Raw genomic sequence first — 24,941 nt, 5'->3', positions numbered from 1 at the left:
AACCACGTTCCTAGTCACTACCGAATGACACTAAAACTCACCAGAAACGAAAAAGGCTTCACCGAAGTGAAGCCTTTGTTGATACTTGCTGTTGTCTGCTTATTCAGCTGGACGCGGGCAAATTTCAGATTCTGGGAAGAAGAATTCGATTTCGCGAGCCGCAGACTCAGGGCTATCGCTGCCGTGTACTGAGTTGTAACGCATGCTGATTGCGTAGTCAGCACGGATAGTGCCGCATGCCGCTTCTTCAGGGTTAGTTTTACCCATTAGTTCACGGTAACGAGCAATCGCGTTTTCGCCTTCAAGTACTTGAACCATGATAGGACCAGAAGTCATGAACTCTTTAAGTGGTCCAAAGAACTCTTTACCTTCATGCTCTGCGTAGAAGCCACTTGCTTGTGCTTCTGTAAGAGAAACCATTTTAGCGGCAATAATCTGTAGGCCAGCCTTTTCAATGCGGTGGTAGATTTCACCGACAAGGTTACGCTTAACTGCATCCGGCTTAACAATTGAGAACGTTCTTTCTAGAGCCATAGGGATTCCTTCACTTCATTTTTTTGTTATTAAATACTGAAATTACTAAGATCATTCGATCTGAGTTTTTGAATAAGCGGTATCGAAATACCGCTCACTCTTATTATTATTTTGCTTGGTCGATAAGAAGACGAGCCAGTGTACGAACACCCATACCAGTCGCGCCTGCAGCCCACTTGTCACTTGATGACTTACGGTAAGTACCCGCGCAGTCCATGTGAATCCAACCTTTTTTGTAGTCATCTACAAAGTAAGAAAGGAACGCAGCAGCTGTACTTGCACCCGGTGTGTAATCACCAGAGCTGATGTTTGAAAGATCAGCAAAGTTTGAAGGCAACATACCACGGTGGAAATCAGCAAGAGGCAATGGCCATAGGCCTTCCTTCTCTTGGTTTGCAGCTGTTAGTGCTTGGTGAGATAACTCATCATCAAAGCTCAATAGTGCGTGGTAGTCGTTACCTAATGCGTTTTTAGCCGCGCCAGTTAGCGTTGCACAGTCGATGATCAACTCTGGATTCTGCGCGCTTGCGAACATCAGGCCATCAGCCAAAACTAAGCGACCTTCCGCATCGGTATTCATGATCTCGACAGTCTTACCATTTTTGTAAGTAATGATGTCGCCAAGCTTCAATGCACGACCAGAGATCATGTTCTCTGCACAACATAGGATAAGCTTGATACGCTTATTCAGGCCACGTTCAATCGCTAGACCTAAACCACCCGTAATAGTTGCTGCGCCACCCATGTCAGCCTTCATTGCTGTCATGAATTGACCTGGCTTGATGCTGTAACCGCCTGAGTCGAAAGTGATACCTTTACCCACAAGACAAGCAAACACGGGTGCGTTTTCATCGCCAGTTGGGTTGAAGTCCAGTTGAAGCATTGCTGAAGTACGTTCAGAGCCGCGGCCTACCGCGTAGATGCCTTCCCAACCTTCAGTTAGGAGATCTTTGTCTTTAACGATTTTCGCTTTAACAGTGCCTGCTGGTGCCACTGACTTGATGTATTCAGCTGCCATTGTCGCTAATTGACGAGGGGCAACTTCTTCAGCCGTTTTGTTGATGATGTCACGAGTCCAATCTGTCGCGCGGATACGTGCTTCTAATTCAACTTGATCAGCTTCAGCTAGAGCATCCCACTCCAATGCATTCTTTTTCTTTGGTCCACGGTAGCCTTGGTAAAAAGCCCAAACACTTTCTAGATCCCAGCCTTCACCGCTAAGTGCAACCAATGCGATACCTTGTCCGTCAAGCGTACGACCAGCACGTTGAACCGCACCTAAATCGTGGCCTTCACCAATGTGAATTGTCGCTCCGGCTTCCGAAAACGATAAGATAGCTCTTGCTCCCCACTGAGGCTGGGCAGCTTCTTGACTTAAAAATACTGACATCTGTGTAGACATGATTTCTCCTTGTCTTTGAACCACGTTGAGTGAGTGATTCTGATTATTTTTCATTAGCGCTCTGATGTTAGCATTATGTAGAAGTAAAATGTCATTTTGATAAAAAAACGGACCATAAGGTCCGCTTTTTTTAGTAAGAATTGTTAACTTGGCTGTGTTTTATATTGGGTAAATTCCAACCAACGGCCAAATTATAGAACAAGAGGGTTAGTCCATCTCATCCATCCAGCATAAAATAATGGCCTCTAGAATTTTCTCATTCGAGTGATTCGGCTCATCATCAAAATCTTCAAGATCTAACACCCATTGATGCAAGTCCGTAAAACGTACGGTTTTAGGATCAGTCTCTGGGTATAAATCACATAGCTCAATCGCAATATCTCGCGAATCAATCCATTTCAAGCTCATAACACTTCCTTATCTTTATCAGCGACGATTTGTCATCTTAATGATTTATATTCTATGCCAGTTTTACTAACACGTTTAGTCGAGCTGAGTTCTTAGTGCTCTTCAGAAGCTAAGTTCAGTGTGTACTTTGGAATTTCAACTACTAGGTCAGTATCAGCGACTTTAGCTTGGCAACCAAGGCGAGATTCCATTTCCAGACCCCATGCTTTATCAAGCATGTCGTCTTCTAGGTCATCACTTTCTTCTAATGAGTCGAAACCTTCACGAATCACGACGTGACATGTAGTACATGCACACGACTTCTCACATGCGTGTTCAATACCAATACCGGCCTTCAATGCAACATCAAGAACCGTCTCACCAGTTTTTGCTTCTAAAACAGCGCCTTCTGGACATAGATCTTCGTGAGGTAAAACAATAATCTTTGGCATGTTTATCTATTCTCTAACTATTAAATATTATCGACTGACTGACCTGACAGTGCAGCTCGAATTGATTTATCCATACGACGAGAAGCAAAGTCTTGGCTCGCTTTGTCGGTATTCTTAATTTCTAGTTCGATGGCATCAGCGCTTTCGCCATTGCGCACTTCAATCAGTGCCTCAATAGCTTGCAGAAGTTGCTGCTTTTCTTGCTCATCAAGTAGCTCATCACCATCAGCTTGCATTGCTGCAATAAGGCCTTCGATAACACGATCCGCTTCTACACGTTGTTCAGCTAGAGCACGCGCTTGCATGTCTTCTTTAGCAAACGTCATCGAATCTTTCAGCATGTTCGCCACTTCATTATCGCTTAAGCCGTAAGACGGTTTAACCTGAATTTCAGCTTGAACACCTGTGCTCTTCTCCATAGCGGTAACCGATAGCAGGCCATCAGCATCCACTTGGTAAGTCACGCGAATATGCGCCGCGCCAGCCGCCATTGGTGGAATGCCTTTCAGAGCAAAACGAGCCAATGAACGACAGTCATCAACCATCTCACGTTCGCCTTGCACGGTGTGCACTGTCATTGCAGTTTGACCGTCTTTGAACGTGGTAAATTCTTGTGCGCGAGCAACAGGGATCGTGGTATTGCGTGGAATGATCTTTTCGACCAAGCCACCCATAGTTTCGATACCTAGGGAAAGCGGGATAACATCAAGCAGTAGCATTTCAGAGTCAGGCTTGTTGCCGACTAAGATATCCGCTTGGATAGAAGCACCAATCGCAACCACTTCATCTGGGTTAATGCTGGTTAATGGCGTACGACCAAAAAAGTCACCGACCATTTCGCGTACAAGCAAGGTACGAGTTGAACCGCCGACCATCACGACTTCTAGAACATCATCCGCGTCAACTTCGGCATCTTTCAATGCACGACGGCACGAAAGCAGTGTTTTCTTAACCAGTGGCTTGATGATGCCTTCAAACTCTTCACGAGTTAACGAGCCAGACCAACCTAGCACTTCTACATCAACGCTTTCAGTTTCAGATAAACCAATCTTAGCGTCTGTTGCTGCATCCAAAAGGATACGGTTCTGTTCTGCTGTAAGCTCTGTTAAGCCCATTTGCTCTTGGAAGTGTTCTGCGATCAAGTGGTCAAAGTCGTCTCCGCCTAATGCAGAGTCACCACCTGTTGCTAATACTTCAAAGACACCTTTAGACAGGCGTAGGATAGAGATATCAAACGTGCCACCGCCAAGGTCATAAACCGCAATCACGCCTTCTTTGCCTGAATCCAAACCGTAAGCAATCGCCGCCGCAGTAGGTTCATTAAGAAGACGCAACACGTGAAGACCAGCAAGTTGAGCCGCGTCTTTCGTACCCGCACGCTGTGCATCATCAAAATACGCAGGAACCGTAATCACGGCGCCAGATAATTCACCGCCTAGCGTAGACTCAGCACGTTGGCCAAGCGCTCGTAGAATATCAGCAGAAACCTGGATTGGGTTCTTGTTGCCTTGTTCTGTACGGATCACAGGTAGACCATTATCACTTTCTTCAAACTGATATGGCAGAGACGGGTATCGCTGTTGAATATCCGACAGTGAGCGACCAATTAATCGCTTTACTGAGATAATGGTATTTTTAGGGTCAGTCTGCGCGTTAGCACGAGCTTCATCGCCAGTCGTATAAGATTCCGACTGGTAGTGAACAACTGAAGGTAAAATGCTTCGACCTTGTTGATCAACGAGTGTGCTCGCCTCGCCACTGCGTACTGCAGCAACCAACGAGTTTGTTGTACCTAAATCAATACCCACTGCAAGCTTGTGCTGGTGAGGAGCGGCGCTTTGCCCTGGTTCTGCAATCTGAAGTAGTGCCATGGATGTGTCCTTGTTATACAAACTAGCCGATCAAACGATCTTCAACTAATTCGATTTCATTCTTTAATTTTGCAATAAACTTAAGCTTTCTTACTCGGTCTGCAGCTTCTAGCCAAGCTTCGCTTTCGAGTTCTTGTTGGATAGCACTTAATTGTTGTTTATACATTTTGCTAACCTTGCCTTCAAATGCAAATAGTGCATCTTCAGGATCAGAACTGTCTGCGATGTCTTCCAGCTCTTCACGCAATTCCATTTGCTCCATCAGGAACATCGGATCTTGCATGGTTTGTTGTTCACCACGAATGTCTTCTCCGTGTTGAACCAACAGGTATTCTGCTCGGCTGATTGGATTCTTCAAGACCTGGTACGCATCGTTGATTTGTGCCGCTTTTTGCACGGCTAATAAGCGGTCACGCTCAGAAGCTATCGCAAATTTATCAGGATGGAATTGGCGTTGCAGATCTCTAAACTGAGAAGAAAGAAGGCTACCATCCAGTTGAAACTGAAGTGGTAGCCCAAATAATTCGAAATGATTCATGTAAAGGTGGTCCTAAGTTTAGGCTCTTTGTTCAGAGCCTAATTTTATTCTTCGCTTACAACGCTTAACGATTCAAGCGTTTAAACATTGAAGCTCTCACCACAACCACATTCGCCTTTCGCGTTCGGGTTGTTGAATTCAAAACCTTCGTTTAGGCCTTCTTTTACATAATCAAGCTCAGTACCGTCTAGGTATACTAGGCTCTTTGGATCAATGATGACCTTAACACCTGAGTGCTCAAACACTTCGTCTTCTTCGTTGAGCTCGTCAACGAATTCCAGTACATACGCCATACCCGAACAGCCAGTAGTTTTTACTGCTAAGCGTAACCCGAGACCTTTACCACGGTTATCTAGGAAAGCTTGAACTCGGCTTGCTGCCGTATCTGTCATGGTGATGGCCATACTACAACCTTGTGTTTTATATAAATTGAGAACTCAGGTGGGAGCACAAAGGGTGCTCCCAAATATTACTTATTTTGTCGACGTGATTACGGTATTGAAGCGATTAGTGCTTCTTTTTGTAATCCGCAACAGCTGCTTTGATCGCATCTTCAGCAAGAATTGAACAGTGAACTTTCACTGGTGGCAACTCAAGCTCTTCTGCGATTTCAGAGTTTTTAATAGCAGCTGCTTCATCAATACTTTTGCCTTTAACCCACTCTGTAACTAGTGAGCTAGAAGCGATTGCGCTACCGCAACCGTAAGTCTTGAATTTTGCGTCTTCAATAATACCTTCTGCAGATACTTTGATTTGCAGTTTCATTACGTCACCACAAGCCGGTGCGCCAACCATGCCGCTACCTACACTTGGGTCTTCTTTATCAAACGAACCTACGTTACGTGGGTTTTCGTAGTGATCAATTACTTTTTCGCTATATGCCATGATAGTTACCTCGAATCCTCTATTTCCGTGAGATTAGTGATGAGCCCACTCAACAGTGTTCAAATCAATCCCTTCTTTATACATATCCCATAGAGGAGACATGTCGCGTAATTTGTTTACCGCTACACGGATTTGTGCAATCGCGTAGTCGATTTCTTCTTCCGTTGTGAAACGGCCGAATGAGAAACGTACTGAGCTGTGTGCCAGTTCATCATTAAGACCAAGAGCACGTAGAACGTATGAAGGCTCTAGGCTTGCTGATGTACATGCAGAACCTGATGATACTGCTAGGTCTTTTAGAGACATAAGCAGAGACTCACCTTCAACGAAAGCGAAGCTCACGTTTAGGTTGTGTGGTACACGTTGGTCTAAGTCGCCGTTTACGGTTACTGCTTCTAGATCTTGAACACCTTTAAGTAGGCGTTCACGAAGAGCTAGTGCGTGATCGTAATCTTTCTGCATATCTTGTTTAGCGATTGCAAAAGCTTCGCCCATACCCACGATTTGGTGAGTAGCAAGCGTACCAGAACGGAAACCACGTTCATGACCGCCACCGTGCATTTGCGCTTCTAGGCGAATACGTGGCTTACGACGAACGTACAAAGCACCGATGCCTTTAGGGCCATATGCTTTGTGCGCAGAAAATGAAATAAGGTCTACTTTCATCTCTTTTACGTCTAGTGGGATTTTACCCGCAGACTGAGCCGCATCAACGTGGAAGATGATCTTGCGTGAGCGACATAACTCGCCGATTGCAGCGATATCTTGGATTACACCAATCTCGTTGTTCACGTGCATGATAGAAACAAGAACTGTATCTTCACGCATTGCAGCTTGTAGCTTGTCTAGATCGATGATGCCGTTAGCTTCTGGCTCAAGGTATGTAACCTCAAAACCTTCACGCTCTAGTTGGCGACATGGATCAAGAACCGCTTTATGTTCTGTTTTACAAGTGATTACGTGCTTACCTTTCTTCTCATAAAAGTGCGCTGCACCTTTAATCGCAAGGTTGTCTGACTCTGTAGCACCTGACGTGAAAACAATTTCACGTGGGTCTGCATTTAGTAGATCGGCAATTTGCTCACGAGCATTATCTACTGATTCTTCTGCCTGCCAGCCATAACGGTGTGAACGAGACGCAGGGTTACCGAAGTTACCATCCATCGTCATACACTGAACCATCTTTTCAGCAACACGTGGATCGACTGGACATGTAGCTGAATAGTCAAAGTAAATAGGCAGTTTCATTTTCTACTCCAATGTAAAAACTGACCGCTAAGAGCGGGCATTAACACCGTGAGGTGCTGCACTAATCGTTGTAGTGCTCGTATTTTTTTGTGCAAAACCATTATTAACCGCAAGATCGATATCTTGACGATCAGAAATCTGTAAGACTTCGTTATCTTTCATTAGCTCACCGAGCGTAATGTCATTTAAGAAGCTGCTAATACGGGAGCTTAAATCACGCCATAAGGTGTGAGTTAAACAACGACTACCACCTTGGCAATCTGCTCTACCGTGACACTTAGTTGCATCAACTGATTCGTCTACTGCAGCAATCACAGTTCCGACAGCGATGTCGCCCGCTTCAGCACCTAGGCGGTAACCACCACCAGGACCACGAACACTAGCAACTAAGCCAGCTTTACGTAACTTAGAAAATAGCTGTTCTAAGTAAGATAACGAAATACCCTGTCGCTCTGAAATGTCAGCCAGAGGAACTGGGCTTTTTTGCGAATGCAGTGCTACATCTAGCATAGCTGTTACCGCATATCTTCCTTTAGATGTAAGTTTCATATCACACCGTATCCACATTGTTTATGTGGTTGGAATTTTCCCATACCCGACTAAATTGGTCAAGTATTTAGTTGACTATTTTAGTCAGGTATTCACCCCTACCTATTGCATGGGCTTTATTTATCTTTATTACTCTTCTCAATTGAGGTCAAAATACCACGTAGAGTATTGATCTCTTGCAGTTCTGGACGAGCTCGACTGAATAGACGACGTAGCTTGTTCATCACCTGACCAGGCTTGTCCTTAGAGATAAATTGGGTATCGATGATCACTTTTTCAAGGTGTTCGTAGAACATTTCTAGTTCTTCGTGACGAGGATAGTCATCTTGTTGCTGCGGCTGATATTGGCTAGCAACCATATCAAGGTGTGCCACGCGAACTTCATAGCTTAGCGTTTGTACCGCCATAGCTAGGTTCAGTGAACTGTACTCAGGATTCGCGGGGATACATACATGGTAATGACACTTTTGCAGTTCATCATTTGTTAGACCAGTACGTTCACGGCCAAAGACTAACGCTACCGGGTGTTTTTGACCTTCAACTGCAAACTTTTCACCACATTCACGCGGCTCAAGCATTGGCCATTCGAGCGTACGTGAACGCGCACTCGAACCTACCACCAAACCACAATCTTTTACTGCTTCATCCAGTGTAGAAACAATCGTCGCATTTTCTGCGATGTCACCTGCACCCGCTGCCAGTGCTAAGGTCTGCTCGTCAACTTCACATTGAGGATCGACAAGAACCAATTGACTCAAACCCATCACTTTCATTGCGCGAGCTGCTGATCCGATATTTCCCGAATGAGACGTACCAACCAGAACGACTTTTACATTGTCTAACATGCTATATGACACCACTTTAAAAATAATCGCGAGATATTAACACATAGCTAAGTAAAATGGTCAGACCCTTCTCGTAATGTGAATTCAAGAGTTCAAAAAACAACCACTTCCCTTTTGCAAAAAATTTGGTATACTCGCCGCCGCTTTAAACTGTTCTTTAACATCTTGTGGGAAAAACCTATGCATCCAATGCTAAACATTGCGATACGCGCTGCGCGTAAAGCTGGCAACCATATTGCTAAATCTCTAGAAACAACTGATAAGATCGAAACATCTCTAAAAGGTAACAACGATTACGTTACTAACATTGCTCAAGAAGCTGAGTACATGATTATTGAGACAATCAAATCATCTTACCCAGAGCACAGCATTATTTCTGAAGAGTCAGGCCTAACTGAAGGTAAAGACTCTGACGTACAATGGATCGTTGACCCACTAGATGGCACCAACAACTTTGTAAAAGGTTTCCCTCACTTCTCAGTATCTATCGCTGTTCGCATGAACGGTCGTACAGAAGTTGCTTGTGTTTATGATCCAATGCTAAACGAGCTATTCACAGCTCAACGTGGCGCTGGCGCACAACTTAACAACGCTCGTATGCGTGTTACTCAACTTAAAGACCTTCAAGGTACTGTTCTTGCTACTGGCTTCCCATTCAAGCAAAAACAACATTCTGAATCTTTCATGAAAATCATCACTGGTCTATTCGTTGACTGTGCTGACTTCCGTCGTACTGGCTCTCCAGCTCTTGACCTATGTTACCTAGCGGCTGGCCGTGTTGACGGTTACCTAGAACTAGGCCTTAAGCCATGGGATCTAGCAGCTGGCGATCTAATCGCTCGTGAAGCTGGTGCTATCATGACTGACTTTGCTGGCGGTACTGATTACATGACTTCTGGTAATGTTGTTGCTTCAAGCGCACGCGGTGTTAAGTCTATTCTTAAGCACGTTCGTGAGAACGCAAACGAAGGTATGCTGAAGTAATTCAGGCCTTACGTTAGAGCTCTCTTATAGCAGAGCGTAGAAATTCTAAAGCCTCGCGATTGCGGGGCTTTTTTGTATCTGCTCTTCGAGATACGAGCTACGAGCTACGAGCTACGAGCTACGAGTAGGATGGCGCTTAGTTATCACTTCAACGTTAAATTGTATTGAACTCAACCACAAAATACAGATGTAAAAAAACCGCTAGTTGCCTAGCGGTTTTTTTGGTTTATCGAAACAGTTTAAGCCAAGGCTTAAGGCATCTCGTTAAACTCTTCACCTTCTTTTTCCACTTGTGGTGGCATTAGGTGTTCACGCGTGATACCCAACTTCATAGCTAGTGCTGATGCAACGTAGATAGAAGAGTAAGTACCAACCGTAATGCCCAATAGAAGTGCAGTCGCGAAGCCGTGAATCATAGCACCACCCTGTACAAACAGAGCGATAACCACGAACAACGTCGTACCAGAAGTAATCAAAGTACGGCTCAATGTTTGCGTGATTGAGCTGTTCAACACTTCAGGCGCTTCGCCTTTACGCATCTTACGGAAGTTCTCACGAATACGGTCAAATACCACTATGGTATCGTTGAGGGAGTAACCGACCACCGTCAGCAAGGCTGCCACGATAGTAAGGTCTACCTCAATTTGCATTAGAGAGAACACACCTAATGTGATGATAACGTCGTGCGCTAGGGCTAATACAGCACCTGCGGCCAATCGCCATTCAAATCGCACTGATACGTAGATCAAGATACAGATCAGAGAAACTAAGATCGCAAGACCACCAGCTTCTGTTAGTTCATCGCCCACGTTTGGACCAACGAACTCGATACGACGCATCTCAACTTGCTCACCAGTACCATCTTTAATTGCAGACAGGATTTGGTTACCAAGCGTTTCGCCCGCAACACCATCACGTGGACGTAGACGAACCATTACCTCACGCGCAGAACCAAAGTTCTGAACCGTAGCATCACCAAAGCCTTCTGCTTCTAGTGCACTTCGAATGTCAGGTAGGTTTGCTGGCTCCTCAAAACCCACTTCAATCAGAGTACCGCCGGTAAAATCTAGACCCCAGTTCAACGATTTCGTTGTTAGGGTGAAGATAGCCGTACCAATCATCAAGATAGAGAATACAAAGGCAACCTTTGACCAACGCATAAAGTCGATCATTTTTTCTGCTTTTAGAATCTGAAACATATTAATTCCTAGCCTTAGATCGACAGTTTCTTAACACGTTTACCGCCATACATCAGGTTCACGATACAACGTGTTCCGATAATAGCTGTAAACATTGAAGTCAAGATACCGATTGATAACGTTACCGCGAAGCCTTTAATCGCACCTGTACCGACAGCAAATAGAATGATTGCTGTTAGTAGTGTGGTGATGTTGGCATCGGCGATTGTACTAAATGCGTTTGCATAACCTTGGTGAATCGCTTGCTGTGGACTGCGTCCATCTCGAAGTTCTTCACGTATACGCTCAAAGATAAGAACGTTGGCATCGACTGCCATACCGACCGTCAATACGATACCGGCAATACCTGGTAGCGTCATTGTCGCGCCAGGAATCATCGACATCACACCAATAATCAACACCAAGTTAGCCATCAGAGCGACGTTCGCAATCAAACCGAAAGTACGGTAGTAAAGCAGTGTAAACAGCATTACTGCAGCCATACCCCAAACCATCGCCATGATACCCATATCGATGTTTTGTTGACCCATAGATGGACCAATCGTACGTTCTTCTACAATCGAGATAGGAGCAATCAATGCACCAGCACGCAGTAGAAGTGCCAAGTTATGAGCTTCAGCCGTTGAATCGATACCTGTAATACGGAAGTTACGGCCAAGCGCAGATTGAATCGTCGCTTGGTTAATCACTTCTTCGTGCTTACTTAGGATCACTCGGCCTTCAGGTGTTTTACGACCGCTGTCTTTGTACTCTGCAAATACGGTTGCCATTAGCTTACCGATATTTTGACGAGAGAACGTAGACATCTTGCTACCACCTTCGCTGTCTAGCGAGATGTTAACTTGTGGGCGACCATATTCATCAACACTTGAGCTTGCATCTGTAATGCTAGAACCGCCTAAGATAACGCGTTTCTTGAGTACCACAGGGCGACCATCACGGTCTTGCTTGATTTCACTACCAGCAGGAGCACGACCAGAAGCTGCAGCGGCCAAATCGGCACTGCTGTCCACTTCACGGAATTCAAGAGTTGCGGTTGCGCCTAAAATTTCTTTAGCACGAGCCGTGTCTTGAACACCTGGCAATTCCACTACGATACGGCTAGCGCCTTGACGTTGAACCAAAGGTTCAGCAACACCAAGTTCGTTAACACGGTTACGTAGAATGGTAATGTTTTGCTCTACCGCGTAGTTGCGGATTTCTTGAAGGCGAGTTTCAGTGAAGTTAGCAATCAAAGAGAAACGACCGTTAGATTCTGAATCTACGAACGTCATATCTTGGTGCTTAGATTGCAGTAGCGATTTCGCTTCAGCAAGCTGCTCTTCGTTACGCAGAATCACTTCTACGGCATCTTTACCCGATGGGCGAATAGCACGGTAACGGATTTTTTCTTCACGAAGTTCGCTACGGAACGCTTCTTCTTGTTGGCCAACGAGCTTTTCCATTGCAGCGTCCATATCCACTTCCATTAAGAAGTGAACACCACCACGCAGGTCAAGACCCAGTTTCATTGGTGCAGCACCAATAGACTCGAGCCAATCAGGAGTTGAAGCAGCTAGGTTTAAAGCAACGATAACGTCATCGCCTAGTGCTTCTGTGATGATATCACGGGCACTGATTTGCGTATCTGTATCGTTAAAGCGAACAAGAATGGAACCGTTCTCTAGAGCAACGGATTTAGTAGAAAGGCTCTTTGCTTCAAGAGCGTCGGTGACAGCATCCAGCGTAGACAGATCTACAGAGGCGCCGCGCGCCCCTGTAACTTGAACTGCCGGATCTTCACCGTATATATTTGGAAGTGCGTACAACGCAGCGATAGCGATGGCAAACATCACCATCAAATACTTCCATAACGGATAACGGTTTAGCACAGCGAGGATCCTCTAGCTGTTTATAGAGATTTCAGAGTACCTTTTGGTAGCACTGCTGTAACGAAGTCTTTCTTGATAACAACTTCGTTGTTTGCGTTCAGTTCGATAGCAACGTAGTCGCTGTCTTCTGCAATCTTAGTGATCTTACCAATCAGACCGCCGCTCGTTAGAACTTCATCGCCTTTGCCCATAGAAGACATAAGGTTCTTATGCTCTTTTACGCGCTTAGCTTGTGGACGGTAGATCATGAAGTAGAAGATCACAGCGAACATACCTAGCATGATAAGCATTTCGAAACCGCCGCCTGCTGGTGCACCTTCTGCTGCTGCGTGAGCTTGAGAAATAAACATTAAAAACATCCTCTATTATATTTTAGTAATTGTTTGTCTAATTGGGTTGCATCCCTTTATTTTCAAGCCCCATCACTCGGAAGAGAGATAGGGCTCGCAAAAAAGAAATACTAAGATTCTTTACCTAGTGGTGGCACTTCACGCCCCATTCTTGCGTAGAACTCAGCAACGAACTCTTCAAAACGGTCTTCATCAATAGATTGACGAATGTCTGACATGATTCGTTGGTAGAAACGCAGGTTATGGATAGTGTTTAGTCTTGCACCTAGGATTTCATTACAGCGATCCAAATGATGTAAGTAAGACTTACTGTAGTTCTTACAAGTGTAACAGTCACAATCTGAATCTAGTGGTGTTGTATCGGTTTTATGCTTCGCATTACGGATCTTGATCACACCTTCAGTCACAAACAAGTGGCCGTTACGTGCATTTCGCGTTGGCATAACACAGTCAAACATGTCGATACCACGACGAACACCTTCAACTAAGTCTTCAGGTTTGCCTACGCCCATTAGGTAACGTGGCTTATCTTCAGGTAGTTGAGGACATGTGTGCTCAAGAATACGGTGCATGTCTTCTTTTGGTTCGCCTACTGCTAGGCCGCCAACAGCGTAACCATCAAAACCAATTTCTGTTAGGCCTTTAACGGATACATCACGAAGGTCTTCGTATACGCCACCTTGAACGATACCGAATAGTGAGTTCGGGTTTTCTTGCTTATCAAAGTGATTGCGTGAACGCTGAGCCCAACGAAGAGACATCTCCATTGAGTCTTTAGCTTCTTTATGCGTCGCAGGATAAGGCGTACATTCGTCAAAGATCATTACGATGTCTGAACCTAGATCCTTTTGGATTTCCATCGACTTTTCAGCGTCCATGAAGATCTTGTCACCGTTTACAGGGTTACGGAAGTGAACACCCTCTTCAGTGATTTTACGTGTAGCACCTAGGCTGAATACTTGGAAACCGCCTGAATCAGTCAGAATCGGGCCTTTCCAGTTCATGAAGTCATGCAAGTCACCGTGCAGTTTCATGATTTCTTGACCAGGGCGTAACCATAGGTGGAACGTATTACCTAGTAGGATTTCAGCACCGGTGTCTTTCACTTCTTCAGGAGTCATGCCTTTAACCGTACCGTAAGTACCTACTGGCATGAATGCTGGTGTTTCAACGCTACCACGTTCAAACTGAAGTTGACCACGACGTGCGCCGCTGTTTGTTTTTTTAAGTTCGTATTTTAATTTCACGAAGCCTCCAATATGCCAGAGAAACAATCTGACTGATAATTCAGAACCTTAAGCTAAACATAAGTTCAATCTAGCGAGTTCTATGAGGAGCGGTCGCGTATTCCTTGCGAGAGATTAGACAGTGACCTGCCCGACTCCTAGCCTACTGCTAGCACCCGTAAATATTTTGGAGCTAATGGTGAATCTATTAGCTCACCAAGCTTTGAGCTTTAAGACCAAAGCTATAAATTATGCTGTTTTCTTGTTGATGAACATGGCATCACCGTAGCTGAAGAAACGATATTCGCTCTTCACTGCGTGATCGTATGCGCCCATCACATTGTCATAACCAGCAAATGCACTCACCAACATAATCAGTGTTGATTCTGGTAAGTGGAAATTGGTAATCAAGCAATCCACTAGCTGATATTCATAGCCAGGGAAGATGAAGATTTCTGTATCACCAAAGAAAGGAACGAGCTCAGTGCCTTTTTTCAATGCGTCTTGCGCTGCACTTTCTAGTGAACGCACAGATGTTGTACCAACAGCAATGATACGTCCGCCACGAGCTTTTGCAGCCGCTACGGCATCAACCACTTCTTGCGGCACTTCAACGTACTCTGCATGCATGTGGTGATCATTGATGTTGTCCACTTTAACGGGCTGGAATGTGCCAGCACCAACGTGGAGTGTCACGTAAGCAAACTCAACACCTTTTTCTTTCATGCCAGCCATTAACTTGTCATCAAAATGAAGGCCAGCTGTTGGCGCAGCAACTGCACCTGGCTTTTCATTATAGACAGTCTGGTAGCGCTCTTTATCGGCGTCTTCATCTGGACGATCGATATAAGGCGGTAATGGCATGTGACCGACATTGTTTAGAATATCTAAAACGCTTTGATCGGATGTGAAATGGATTTCAAATAACGCATCATGACGCGCCACCATTTCAGCTTCGTATTCATCGTTCTCACCAAGGAACAACTTAGTGCCCGGCTTTGGTGATTTAGAACAACGAACATGCGCCAGAATGCTTTTCTCATCCAACATACGCTCAACAAGCACTTCAAGCTTACCGCCTGATGCCTTACGACCGAATACGCGAGCAGGAATAACACGAGTGTTATTGAAAACGACAAGATCACCTGGTTCAACCAAGTCTAAAACGTCTTTAAACGAACCATCAGCTAGGTTGCCATTATTACCGTCTAATTTAAGCAGTCGGCTTGCTGTACGCTCTTCTTGAGGGTAGCGAGCAATAAGTTCATCTGGTAGGTCAAAGTGAAAATCTGAAACTTGCATGTGTCTAATCTTGTCTTAGTTGATGAGGTTTGTATCGTTGACGAATCATAAATCGCTGCCGCCAATAAACCGTTACCGTAAGGAAATAGCTACCGTAAACATATCACAGGCGCGACTAAAAATTTCGCAGTGGGCTAGTATAGGCACACGAGCCGCAATAGCAAGGTTTACAGCCATGGATTATTGTAAAGAGGCGTAAAATAATGCTACCGATTCACCTCTTAAAGTTCGAGAATTAGTTGCATAAAACTCCCCCAAAAATGCGTCAGCTCTCAGTTATTTTTTGGATAAAAAACTATAGTAATAGCAACAAATTAAAAAATAAGGAGGTTCGTATGATCAAGGTTGAAGATATGATGACTCGCAACCCTCATACTCTATTGCGCTCACATTCACTGGCCGACGCTAAGCACATGATGGAAGCGCTTGATATCCGCCATATCCCAGTCGTTGATGCCGACAGAAAGCTACTTGGCGTCGTCACACAACGAGACGTTCTTGCCGCTCAAGAATCCAGCCTACAAAATATCCCACAAGCTCAATCTTTTACTCTCTCAACACCACTCAACGACATCATGCACAAAAGCGTTATGTCAGTAGAGCCGCGTGCAGGATTAAAAGAGTCGGCTATCTATATGCAGAAACACAAAGTGGGCTGTTTACCTGTTGTAGAAAACTACGAATTAGTGGGGATTATTACAGACAGCGATTTCGTCACAATAGCGATCAATTTGTTGGAACTGCAAGAAGAAGTAGAGCCGGAAGAAGCTGAAGTAGAGTAACGCTCGGAAGCTACAAAAAGAGCGGCTTAAATAGCCGCTCAAAGGTAGGGGGAATACGTAGGTGTCTACGACAGTTTTTACAGCAACTCAGAAACCACATCGGCTAGTTGATGGAAGGTTTCGCGACGTGATGAACTTGGTCGCCACACAAGGCCGATATCTCGGTACGCTTGCTGACCAGGGGGATCAATAACCACTAGATTTTGGTTTTCCAATAAACCGTGGTCAATAGCCATCTGCGGAATAAAGGTGGTTCCTAAACCATTTGCTACCATTTGCACCAATGTGTGTAGGCTTGTCGCGGTAAATGGGTTTATCTTCTCTTTATCCGTTAACTTACAAGCTGATACCGCGTGCTCGGTTAAGCAGTGTTCATTTTCTAATAGAAAAACAGATTCATCCGGCAGGTCGTCATATTTAATTGGGACACGAATACCATCGGCTTGATTGCGACTGATCACCATACGGAAAGGGTCTTGCCCTACAACTTTACTCTCCATGTTGTCGATATCGACAGGCAGAGCCAGAATCAACACATCTAACTCACCATGACGCAGTGCAGCCAATAAGTTGGTCGTCGTGTCTTCACGCAATAGTAAGTTTAGCTGCGGGAAACGATGGTTGGCTTCTTGGACCAAATCACATAAAAGGAATGGTGCTATGGTAGGAATACACCCCACTCGCAGCTGACCTTGCATCGCATCACCATTGCATAGATTTCCGAGCTCAACCAAGTCTTGACCTTTCGCCAATAACTCTCGACCGTGCTTAACTACCAGCTCACCCGCTTGAGTGAAAACCAATGGGCTCTTTTTATCTTTCTTCTCATATAGCGGACAACCAATCAGCTCTTCGAGGTTTTGAATGCCTTTACTTAGTGTCGATTGACTCACGAAACAGCGATCCGCTGCATCACTAAAGTGACGAGTTTCGTGAAGGGTAACAAGATAGTGAAGCTGCTTAAGACTTGGCCATTTATTCATGAAATTACTTTGTAATATGAGTAGGATAAGTTATGTAAAGGTCAGCAGACCTAAGGACTGGGCAAAGATTAAGCTCATCGCTTTTTTCGATTAACTTAATCTATTTAATTCGCTTTTTTCTATAGTACCGATTGTACTATAGTTTGTCCCGTAGAAACGGAGCCCAAACAAAGATGTGTTGGGCCAACTAATTTTTTAGGAGATTCCAAATGGTACTAGTAGGTCGTCAAGCCCCTGACTTTACTGCAGCAGCTGTTCTAGGTAACGGTGAGATCGTTGATAACTTCAACTTCGCAGAATTCACTAAAGGTAAGAAAGCTGTAGTTTTCTTCTACCCACTAGACTTCACTTTCGTTTGTCCTTCAGAGCTAATCGCTTTCGACAACCGTCTAGAAGATTTCCAAGCTAAAGGCGTTGAAGTAATCGGTGTTTCTATCGATTCACAATTCTCTCACAACGCATGGCGTAACACTGCTATCGCTGATGGCGGTATCGGTCAAGTTAAATACCCTCTAATTGCTGACGTTAAGCACGAGATCTGCAAAGCATACGATGTTGAGCACCCAGAAGCAGGCGTTGCTTTCCGTGGTTCTTTCCTAATCGATGCTGACGGCCTTGTACGTCACCAAGTAGTTAACGATCTTCCACTAGGTCGTAACATCGACGAAATGCTACGCATGGTAGACGCACTAAACTTCCACGAGAAGAATGGTGAAGTTTGTCCTGCACAATGGGAAGAAGGTAAATCTGGTATGGACGCATCTCCACAAGGTGTTGCAGCATTCCTATCTGAGCACGCTGACGACCTAAGCAAGTAATTACCTCTTAAGCCTGAACTCAACTCAGGTTAATGGTTGGAAGACTCTCTATAAAGAGAAATAAAGCATAAGCTAATAGCGCAAAGCGCACCGCCAATCAGTTAAGAAGTAAAGTCCTATTAAAAGCCCGAAGTTAACGCTTCGGGCTTTTTTCTTTTATATCTCCAGCGTATTTCCTTTCACACTCACTTGTCTCTACGGATGCGCAATTGAGGTAGTTGCAAACTCAAACTTTACCCCTATTTTCCGCTACCGACACCTATTCAGATTCGTATCTAGATTGCTATTATTTCATCAGTATCTCTTAGAACGAGTAAATATGATGAATACCGAAATTGAAGTCTGTATCGATAACCTAGAATCTCTCCATAACGCACTATCTGGCGGCGCGAATAGAATCGAACTCTGTTCGTCATTGGCATTAGGTGGACTAACACCGAGCTTTGGAATGATGAAGCAAGCGTCTCGAATTTCCTCGGTTCCGGTATACGCTATGATACGCCCAAGGCAAGGCGACTTCATTTTCGATGATGATGATGTGTTGTGTATGCTTGACGATATCCAAGCCACTGCCGATGCTGGTTTAAATGGCGTGGTACTCGGTGTATTAACACCCGAAGGGGAGATTGACATGCCTTCGATGCAAACCCTAGCAACCAAGGCTCATCAACTCAAACTAGGCATCACCTTTCACCGAGCAATCGACCAACTTCAGGATTATAAAGTAGCATTAGAACAGATTATTGAGCTTGGTTGTGAGCGTGTCTTGACGTCTGGGTTAGCGAGCAACGCAGAGCAAGGGAAAAACATTCTAAAAGAGATGGTATCACTCAGCCAAGGACGATTAGATATCATGGCTGGGGCCGGTGTTACCGCTGACAATGGTTATGAAATTCTTAAGCATGCCAAGGTTCAGGCTCTGCACTTGTCTGCAAAATCAACAAGGCCGAGTCTAATGACACAAGCTTCAAAAGCTCAGATGGGACACGATGACGTGGACGACTACTTAATTCCGATCACGAGTAGTCAAAAGATTAAAGAACTCAGAGCGACCATCGATAAGTAGAGAGTCTCCGAGAGCTGACTAAACACTGAAATTGCGCCCCTAGTAAAAACAGGGAACTCAAGTATATTGGTAGGTTCAATATAGCGACATATGGAACGTTATGGCTAAGGATCTATTCAGCTCTCTCGATTTAAACTTGTTACGTACCTTTCTGATTGTTTACCAAGAGAAAAATACCAGAAAGGCTGCGGAGCGTTTATTCGTTTCTCAGCCAGCGGTTAGCCAAGCTCTGCAAAAGCTACGTTATCATTTCTCCGATGATCTGTTTGTTAAAGTCCATGGTGGATTGCAATCAACGACCTTTAGCGATCAGCTAGCCAATGAGATCACCCCTCATTTAGACGGTTTGATGACAGCCGTTAACTCCTCAACAGCATTCGATCCAAAAGCCATTGATTACCCGATAAAAATAGCCTTATCTCCAGTCGTACTTTCTTGCTTATCTGGCACCTTGTACAAAGAGATCATGACCCAAGCTCCGAACTCAAAGCTAGAGCTTACAAGCTGGACGACATCGTCAGCCGAAGATATTCAAAAAGGGGAAGTTTTACTCGGGGTTGCGTATCAACTGCCAAACCAATCGAAGGAAATCTATGCCAAGCAAATGGTTGAAGTAACGGGCCGTTTGATAGTGAGAAAAGATCACCCAATCAAACAATCTTTGGTAACACCACAAGATTTGGCGGGCTACGATATCGCATCGATGATATCACCGGGTTGGAACGATAACTTCAGTCGAGCTTCACAGATTTTAGACGACCTTTCTGTCCCTCATAAAATAGGTTTTCGCTCTGAGATCGTGATGGCCATTATCGACGTTTTAAACCACTCAGATATGTACTTACCACATTCAAACTTATTCCCCATAGACAGCTACCCTAGCCTTAGAGCCATTGATATCTTAATTGCAGATGAATATAAGAAAGTTGCTGTCTACAGCCATATCCATACCAAAAATCGGAACAACCCGCTTTTTCACTGGTTATTCAATGTTATTCAAACCGCATTGGAGAAACAGATTAATAAGAATTACTTATTATAGGTATATAAACACCTACTTAGAATAACAATAAAACACTGTTTAATATTTACTTCATAGACACGGAGTCAATCAATTCAACCATAGTAAGGATGCTCAATATCAAGTTTATTGAGAGTGTTATGAAGTTATTTAAAATTGCTACGACAATCATTGCCCTATCTACAGCGACCGCAGCTTATGCAAACACAGACTACTCGGGTCATCGTGTGGGACTAGGTTTTACCTCTAGTGAAGTTGACCACCTTGATTCCGATTACTCTAACAGCGACTTAGGCAATGGCCTGAAGTTAGAGTACGGCTATGACATCAACCGAATTGTTGGTGTGAATATATCGATGGACACAAGCAAAGACGATGAGAATTATGGATATGGCTATGGATACGACTCTAAAGTATCAACGCTGAAAATTGACTCAGATATTGGTTACGCATTTTTACTAGATGGATTTAACATTAAACCTTACGGTGCTATTGGTATTGCTCGTGTCGAGGAAAAGCTCACTTTAAAAGAGCCAGGAGGCAATATTAACCTCAAAAATACAGAGACATCACTTTTGCTCGGTACTGGTGTTAGAGCAAATTTTGATTTTGGTCTATACAGCGATCTTCGCTTCAACTTCATCATGATGGACGATTACGATATCGATCAACTGTCCATCACCTTTGGTTACAAGTTCTAAGACCAATCTATTAGAATCAAAATTCATTGCAGCCACGGACGGCTATATGCTCTAGGTATTGTTATGAAGATAAAAACTCCCCTGCTTTTACTTACCCTCCTTTCCTCTTCCGTTTCGGCAAGTGGGCTTCATCTTTCTCCCGAAATAAAAGTCGGGGCCTATCATGGCTTTGGTATTCAAGCTGGAATGACTCAGGTTGCTGAGCTTGGAGCAATCTATTTGAGCTACTCGGATATTTGGTATGAAAGTGGTCGTTATGATGAAACAGTGAATTCATATCGCGTTGGAATCCAAAACATGTTTGGTGCAAAGCAAATACACGGATTCCAGGCTGAGATTGGTTTTGCTGATTATGATGGTGAAAAGACACGTTCTGGTATCACTGAAAAGAAAACAGCGACGGGTTTGAGTTTGGGTGGTGCTTATGTGTATCAAGCCAATTCATTCTTGGCTTTGAGAGCGGGTGCAGACGTAAATATGTTTGATCACAATAAGACTTTCGTGCCTTATAACACCACCGTCAACATCAACCTAGGTGCGATAGTAAGCTTCTAGATTGAGTAGGATTTTAAGAATTACAACTATCGTAAAACGTCATCTAAGCTTTGATCACCTAGGTGGCGAACATCTTTGCCTTTCACGAAATAGATGATGTATTCACAAATATTCTGACAACGATCGCCCACTCGTTCAATCGCCCTCGCAGACCACATCACTTGTAAGATGTTAGGGATGTTCTTAGGGTCTTCCATCATGTATGTCATCAGCTGACGAATCACCGCTTCGTACTCCGCATCAAGCTTGTCATCTAGCTTGTGTACTTCTGCCGCGGCATCTACATCCATTCGCGCAAAAGCATCCAAAACTTGATGAAGCATAGTGATCGCTTGTCGACACAGTGGTTCTAGCGATACATGGAATTTCTGCTCTTTCGTTGAAGGGATCTCGATAGCACCTTGCGCTATTTTTGAGGCAACATCGCCGATTCGCTCAAGATCGGTAATGGTTTTGATGATCGCCATAATCAAACGTAGATCTTTTGCGGTCGGCTGACGCTTAGCGATAATACGAGTACATGCTTCATCGATTGAAACTTCCATCGCATTCACTTTGTGGTCATCACGAATCACTTTTTTGGCCAGTTCCGCATCATCTTTATGAAGCGCTTGCATCGCAAAGGACAACTGCTGCTCTACCAACCCACCCATGGTTAATACGTGGGTACGGATAGATTCCAATTCGACATTAAACTGTCCTGAGATGTGGCGACCAAAATGCATGTCAGCTCCTTAAAAGAAATGAATAAAGTCATTTATTTAAGAGTGACTTAGCTCTAGATGGCACGAACTTAGACGTTAGCCATATCTACCTGTAATGTAGTCTTCTGTTTGATTTTTCAATGGCGAAGTAAATATAGAATCGGTATCTGAGTACTCGATCAACTTACCCATATGGATAAAAGCGGTGTGGTCACTCACGCGAGCAGCCTGCTGCATGTTATGAGTAACAATAACAACGGTGTATTGAGTTTTCAGTTCGTTGATCAACTCTTCAATCGTCAGTGTCGAAATCGGATCGAGTGCCGATGTCGGCTCATCCAACAACAACACTTCAGGTTCAATCGCGACCGCACGAGCAATCACCAAGCGCTGCTGTTGGCCACCAGATAATCCAAATGCGTTTTCATGCAGTCGGTCTTTAACCTCATCCCATAACGCAGCTGCGCGCAGAGAGCGCTCAACCGCATCATCAAGATCTCGGCTATTGCTTACGCCTTGCAGTCTCAATCCATAAACTACATTTTCATAGATGGATTTAGGAAAAGGATTCGGGCGTTGGAATACCATGCCGACACGACGTCGTAGAGTCGCGACATCAACCTTAGGGTGATACACGTTCTTACCATGAAGCTTCACTTTCCCAGAAACCTTACAGCCTTCAACTAAATCGTTCATTCGATTAATGCAGCGTAGCAATGTCGACTTACCGCAACCCGATGGGCCGATAAAAGCCGTCACCTGCCCTTTAGGGATCTGCATAGAGATATCATCAAGTGCTTGGCTCTCTTTATAATAGAGATTCAGCCCTTCAATCGAGATAGCAATTTGCTCATCCTTCAGGTTGTGAACATCAAGTGGCGCTTGGTAGCCCAAGGTTTCATTAATCGAGAACATCTAATCTTGTCCTAAGGTTCGGTATTTTTCACGTAAGTTATTACGGATATTGATTGCCGTTAAATTCAAGCCGACGATAACGGTAACCAATAGAAATGAAGTCGCGTACACCAATGGGCGGGCCGCTTCTATGTTCGACGTTTGGAATCCAACATCGTAGATATGAAAGCCTAAATGCATGAACTTTCTATCCAAATGTATGTATGGAAATTGGCTATCAACTGGCAGGCTTGATGCTAATTTAACGACGCCCACCAGCATCAATGGTGCAACTTCACCTGCCGCCCTCGCGATAGCCAATATTAAGCCAGTAATAATCGCAGGGCTTGCCATAGGTAAAACAATGCGCCACAGGGTCTCAAATTGAGTCGCTCCCAGTGCTAGAGAACCATGTCTCACCGCGCTAGGTATACGTGTTAAGCCTTCTTCCGTGGTGACAATCACAACGGGAAGAGTTAAAACAGCCAAGGTCAGTGCGGACCATAACAGACCTGGCGTACCAAATGTCGGAGCTGGCAATCGCTCGGCATAAAACAATGAATCGATCGAGCCACCGATGGTATACACGAAGAAACCTAAGCCGAATACGCCATACACAATCGACGGAACACCCGCCAAGTTAATCACCGCAATGCGAATCAAGCGTGTCAGTGCATTATTTTTTGCGTACTCGTGTAAATAGATCGCGGCAACAACCCCAAGAGGCATCACCACAATCGACATCAATATTACGAGTAATACAGTACCGAAAATTGCCGGAAAAACACCACCTTCCGAGTTAGAATCTCGAGGGTTTTCAGATAAGAACTTCCAAACCTGTTTCCCCCAATGCACAACCTTTTCAGGGTATGACATGTTATTGGGATACCAGTAATCAAGAATATGACTGAGCGATATCTCGACCTGCTCACCCGTCATATCTTCAACCAACAAGCTTTCCACATTTAACTGCGTTCTAAGGTGCTCGAGTTTAATCTCAGCATCACCAAGCTGACTGTTTAACTCAAGCTTAGTCTTAGTATAGGTTTTAAGATATTCATCACTGACCGACTCATTGAGCTCGAGTTTGCGCTTTTCTAAACGCAGGTTTTCCAACTGCCAACTGATATTGCGAATTTCTTGATCCACAACTCGTGACGTTTCTTCCCGTAAGGTATCGGCAAACGCCAAGCCTTCTTGGAGTTTTTGGTCTATGTTGGTTTGGTATGTCCCTGAAGCCGTTTTAAAGCCAACCGGTTTCCCAAAGAAATAACCACCACGACTGCGCTCGATCACAGCCCATTCTGACGGAGTGGTCGGTTCACGCAGATTCACATCAAGTATTGAAACAAAATCGGCTGGGTAAAGCTCTCTATTAGCGACTTTGATACTTAAGCGTTGAATTAACCCCGTGGCAATATTTTGAGGCGACAGTAAGTCATGAGCTTGTGGCACTTGCTCTATCGGGATGTACTTTCGTTCGTAAAGTTGACCAATCAACACATCCTGCTGTGAGACCGTTTCATCAAGATCGACAACTAACGATAGATCTTTAGAATCAACTTGCCATTGATAAAGAGGAGCAGGCCAAAAATAGGTTAAACCTTTCCAACCGATCAGCAGCATTAGGCCAAGTACTGAGAGCATACTAATACTCACCGCACCGCCAGTTAACCAGATCCAAGGGGAACCAGATTTAACCCAAGATAATAATGATTTGAGTTTGTTAAACATGATTCACCTGCCCTTTAACTGTATCAGCTAGGCAACACGT

Annotated in this window: 27 protein-coding genes; 7 read left to right on the top strand and 20 right to left on the bottom strand. The window is 44.4% G+C overall.

Going from position 1 to position 24,941, the window contains the following annotated elements; translation table 11 throughout:
• Positions 1–99: 99 nt before the first annotated feature.
• From ndk to trmJ, 11 genes are all read right to left on the bottom strand, one after another.
• Positions 100–534: a nucleoside-diphosphate kinase gene (gene ndk / locus QUF19_RS03005; RefSeq protein ID WP_004735101.1), complete on the bottom strand. Its 435-nt coding sequence runs from the start codon at positions 532–534 to the stop codon at positions 100–102.
• Positions 535–640: 106 nt separating this feature from the next.
• Complete coding sequence (gene pepB, locus QUF19_RS03000) at positions 641–1,936, bottom strand: aminopeptidase PepB (protein WP_017098071.1); 1,296 nt, start codon at positions 1,934–1,936, stop codon at positions 641–643.
• 207 nt (positions 1,937–2,143) lie between these two features.
• Positions 2,144–2,344, bottom strand: a complete 201-nt coding sequence (gene iscX, locus QUF19_RS02995) for a Fe-S cluster assembly protein IscX (RefSeq protein WP_017098072.1) — start codon at positions 2,342–2,344, stop codon at positions 2,144–2,146.
• Between the two features lie 92 nt (positions 2,345–2,436).
• Complete coding sequence (gene fdx / locus QUF19_RS02990; RefSeq protein WP_004735098.1) at positions 2,437–2,775, bottom strand: ISC system 2Fe-2S type ferredoxin; 339 nt, start codon at positions 2,773–2,775, stop codon at positions 2,437–2,439.
• 20 nt (positions 2,776–2,795) lie between these two features.
• On the bottom strand, positions 2,796–4,646 hold the full coding sequence (hscA, locus tag QUF19_RS02985) for a Fe-S protein assembly chaperone HscA (RefSeq protein WP_286295762.1): 1,851 nt from the start codon (positions 4,644–4,646) through the stop codon (positions 2,796–2,798).
• A gap of 22 nt (positions 4,647–4,668) precedes the next feature.
• Entirely contained in the window at positions 4,669–5,184 is a 516-nt protein-coding gene (gene hscB / locus QUF19_RS02980; RefSeq protein WP_009848288.1) for a co-chaperone HscB, read from the bottom strand.
• 80 nt (positions 5,185–5,264) lie between these two features.
• A complete protein-coding gene (iscA, locus tag QUF19_RS02975; protein WP_004735095.1) occupies positions 5,265–5,588 on the bottom strand; it encodes an iron-sulfur cluster assembly protein IscA in 324 nt (107 codons plus the stop codon).
• A gap of 103 nt (positions 5,589–5,691) precedes the next feature.
• On the bottom strand, positions 5,692–6,069 hold the full coding sequence (iscU, locus tag QUF19_RS02970) for a Fe-S cluster assembly scaffold IscU (protein ID WP_004735094.1): 378 nt from the start codon (positions 6,067–6,069) through the stop codon (positions 5,692–5,694).
• Between the two features lie 33 nt (positions 6,070–6,102).
• Positions 6,103–7,317, bottom strand: a complete 1,215-nt coding sequence (locus QUF19_RS02965; RefSeq protein ID WP_017074110.1) for an IscS subfamily cysteine desulfurase — start codon at positions 7,315–7,317, stop codon at positions 6,103–6,105.
• A gap of 27 nt (positions 7,318–7,344) precedes the next feature.
• Positions 7,345–7,866, bottom strand: a complete 522-nt coding sequence (gene iscR / locus QUF19_RS02960) for a Fe-S cluster assembly transcriptional regulator IscR (RefSeq protein WP_017110474.1) — start codon at positions 7,864–7,866, stop codon at positions 7,345–7,347.
• Between the two features lie 116 nt (positions 7,867–7,982).
• Positions 7,983–8,711: a tRNA (cytosine(32)/uridine(32)-2'-O)-methyltransferase TrmJ gene (gene trmJ, locus QUF19_RS02955; RefSeq protein ID WP_017110475.1), complete on the bottom strand. Its 729-nt coding sequence runs from the start codon at positions 8,709–8,711 to the stop codon at positions 7,983–7,985.
• 180 nt (positions 8,712–8,891) lie between these two features.
• On the opposite strand from trmJ, the gene suhB reads away from it, so the two are divergent.
• On the top strand, positions 8,892–9,695 hold the full coding sequence (gene suhB / locus QUF19_RS02950) for an inositol-1-monophosphatase (RefSeq protein WP_102279638.1): 804 nt from the start codon (positions 8,892–8,894) through the stop codon (positions 9,693–9,695).
• 251 nt (positions 9,696–9,946) lie between these two features.
• Here suhB and secF read toward each other — a convergent pair whose 3' ends face one another.
• The 5 genes from secF to queA all read right to left on the bottom strand — a co-directional run bounded on the left by secF (position 9,947) and on the right by queA (position 15,643).
• Positions 9,947–10,894: a protein translocase subunit SecF gene (gene secF, locus QUF19_RS02945; RefSeq protein ID WP_017106487.1), complete on the bottom strand. Its 948-nt coding sequence runs from the start codon at positions 10,892–10,894 to the stop codon at positions 9,947–9,949.
• Between the two features lie 14 nt (positions 10,895–10,908).
• Complete coding sequence (gene secD / locus QUF19_RS02940; RefSeq protein ID WP_102438021.1) at positions 10,909–12,765, bottom strand: protein translocase subunit SecD; 1,857 nt, start codon at positions 12,763–12,765, stop codon at positions 10,909–10,911.
• A gap of 20 nt (positions 12,766–12,785) precedes the next feature.
• Positions 12,786–13,115, bottom strand: a complete 330-nt coding sequence (gene yajC, locus QUF19_RS02935) for a preprotein translocase subunit YajC (protein ID WP_010440492.1) — start codon at positions 13,113–13,115, stop codon at positions 12,786–12,788.
• A 110-nt stretch (positions 13,116–13,225) separates the two neighbouring features.
• The gene (tgt, locus tag QUF19_RS02930) at positions 13,226–14,362 is read right to left on the bottom strand and encodes a tRNA guanosine(34) transglycosylase Tgt (protein WP_004735086.1); all 1,137 of its coding nucleotides are present in this window, start codon (positions 14,360–14,362) and stop codon (positions 13,226–13,228) included.
• A gap of 228 nt (positions 14,363–14,590) precedes the next feature.
• Positions 14,591–15,643, bottom strand: a complete 1,053-nt coding sequence (gene queA / locus QUF19_RS02925) for a tRNA preQ1(34) S-adenosylmethionine ribosyltransferase-isomerase QueA (protein WP_065105028.1) — start codon at positions 15,641–15,643, stop codon at positions 14,591–14,593.
• A gap of 335 nt (positions 15,644–15,978) precedes the next feature.
• On the opposite strand from queA, the gene QUF19_RS02920 reads away from it, so the two are divergent.
• Positions 15,979–16,425, top strand: a complete 447-nt coding sequence (locus tag QUF19_RS02920; protein WP_192890014.1) for a CBS domain-containing protein — start codon at positions 15,979–15,981, stop codon at positions 16,423–16,425.
• Between the two features lie 77 nt (positions 16,426–16,502).
• Here the strand turns inward: QUF19_RS02920 and QUF19_RS02915 are convergent, their stop codons facing one another.
• Complete coding sequence (locus QUF19_RS02915) at positions 16,503–17,408, bottom strand: hydrogen peroxide-inducible genes activator (RefSeq protein WP_017090958.1); 906 nt, start codon at positions 17,406–17,408, stop codon at positions 16,503–16,505.
• Between the two features lie 209 nt (positions 17,409–17,617).
• Here QUF19_RS02915 and QUF19_RS02910 point away from each other — a divergent pair, with 209 nt between their 5' ends.
• The 5 genes from QUF19_RS02910 to QUF19_RS02890 all read left to right on the top strand — a co-directional run bounded on the left by QUF19_RS02910 (position 17,618) and on the right by QUF19_RS02890 (position 21,569).
• Positions 17,618–18,226 (top strand): peroxiredoxin C, encoded by a 609-nt coding sequence (locus tag QUF19_RS02910; RefSeq protein WP_009848275.1) that lies wholly within the window; start codon positions 17,618–17,620, stop codon positions 18,224–18,226.
• A 322-nt stretch (positions 18,227–18,548) separates the two neighbouring features.
• Positions 18,549–19,292 (top strand): copper homeostasis protein CutC, encoded by a 744-nt coding sequence (locus QUF19_RS02905; protein WP_286298815.1) that lies wholly within the window; start codon positions 18,549–18,551, stop codon positions 19,290–19,292.
• A 100-nt stretch (positions 19,293–19,392) separates the two neighbouring features.
• Positions 19,393–20,334 carry a LysR family transcriptional regulator gene (locus tag QUF19_RS02900; RefSeq protein WP_286295727.1) on the top strand — a complete coding sequence of 314 codons (942 nt, stop codon included), beginning with the start codon at positions 19,393–19,395 and terminating at the stop codon, positions 20,332–20,334.
• 119 nt (positions 20,335–20,453) lie between these two features.
• On the top strand, positions 20,454–21,014 hold the full coding sequence (locus QUF19_RS02895; protein WP_286295725.1) for a porin family protein: 561 nt from the start codon (positions 20,454–20,456) through the stop codon (positions 21,012–21,014).
• A 63-nt stretch (positions 21,015–21,077) separates the two neighbouring features.
• Positions 21,078–21,569: a hypothetical protein gene (locus QUF19_RS02890; RefSeq protein ID WP_286295723.1), complete on the top strand. Its 492-nt coding sequence runs from the start codon at positions 21,078–21,080 to the stop codon at positions 21,567–21,569.
• Positions 21,570–21,595: 26 nt separating this feature from the next.
• Here the strand turns inward: QUF19_RS02890 and phoU are convergent, their stop codons facing one another.
• The 3 genes from phoU to pstA form a co-directional block, all read right to left on the bottom strand.
• On the bottom strand, positions 21,596–22,294 hold the full coding sequence (gene phoU / locus QUF19_RS02885) for a phosphate signaling complex protein PhoU (protein WP_102438010.1): 699 nt from the start codon (positions 22,292–22,294) through the stop codon (positions 21,596–21,598).
• A 75-nt stretch (positions 22,295–22,369) separates the two neighbouring features.
• Positions 22,370–23,188, bottom strand: coding sequence for a phosphate ABC transporter ATP-binding protein PstB (gene pstB / locus QUF19_RS02880; RefSeq protein WP_004735071.1), 819 nt, complete (start codon positions 23,186–23,188; stop codon positions 22,370–22,372).
• Positions 23,189–24,901: a phosphate ABC transporter permease PstA gene (pstA, locus tag QUF19_RS02875; RefSeq protein ID WP_286295721.1), complete on the bottom strand. Its 1,713-nt coding sequence runs from the start codon at positions 24,899–24,901 to the stop codon at positions 23,189–23,191. It abuts the gene before it with no gap.
• Positions 24,902–24,941: the final 40 nt, after the last annotated feature.

The organism is Vibrio sp. FE10, assembly GCF_030297155.1.
GTDB lineage: Bacteria > Pseudomonadota > Gammaproteobacteria > Enterobacterales > Vibrionaceae > Vibrio > Vibrio apostichopi.
The sequence above is the reverse complement of the archived record's forward strand: the minus strand, read 5'-3'. Positions and strand labels throughout refer to the sequence as shown.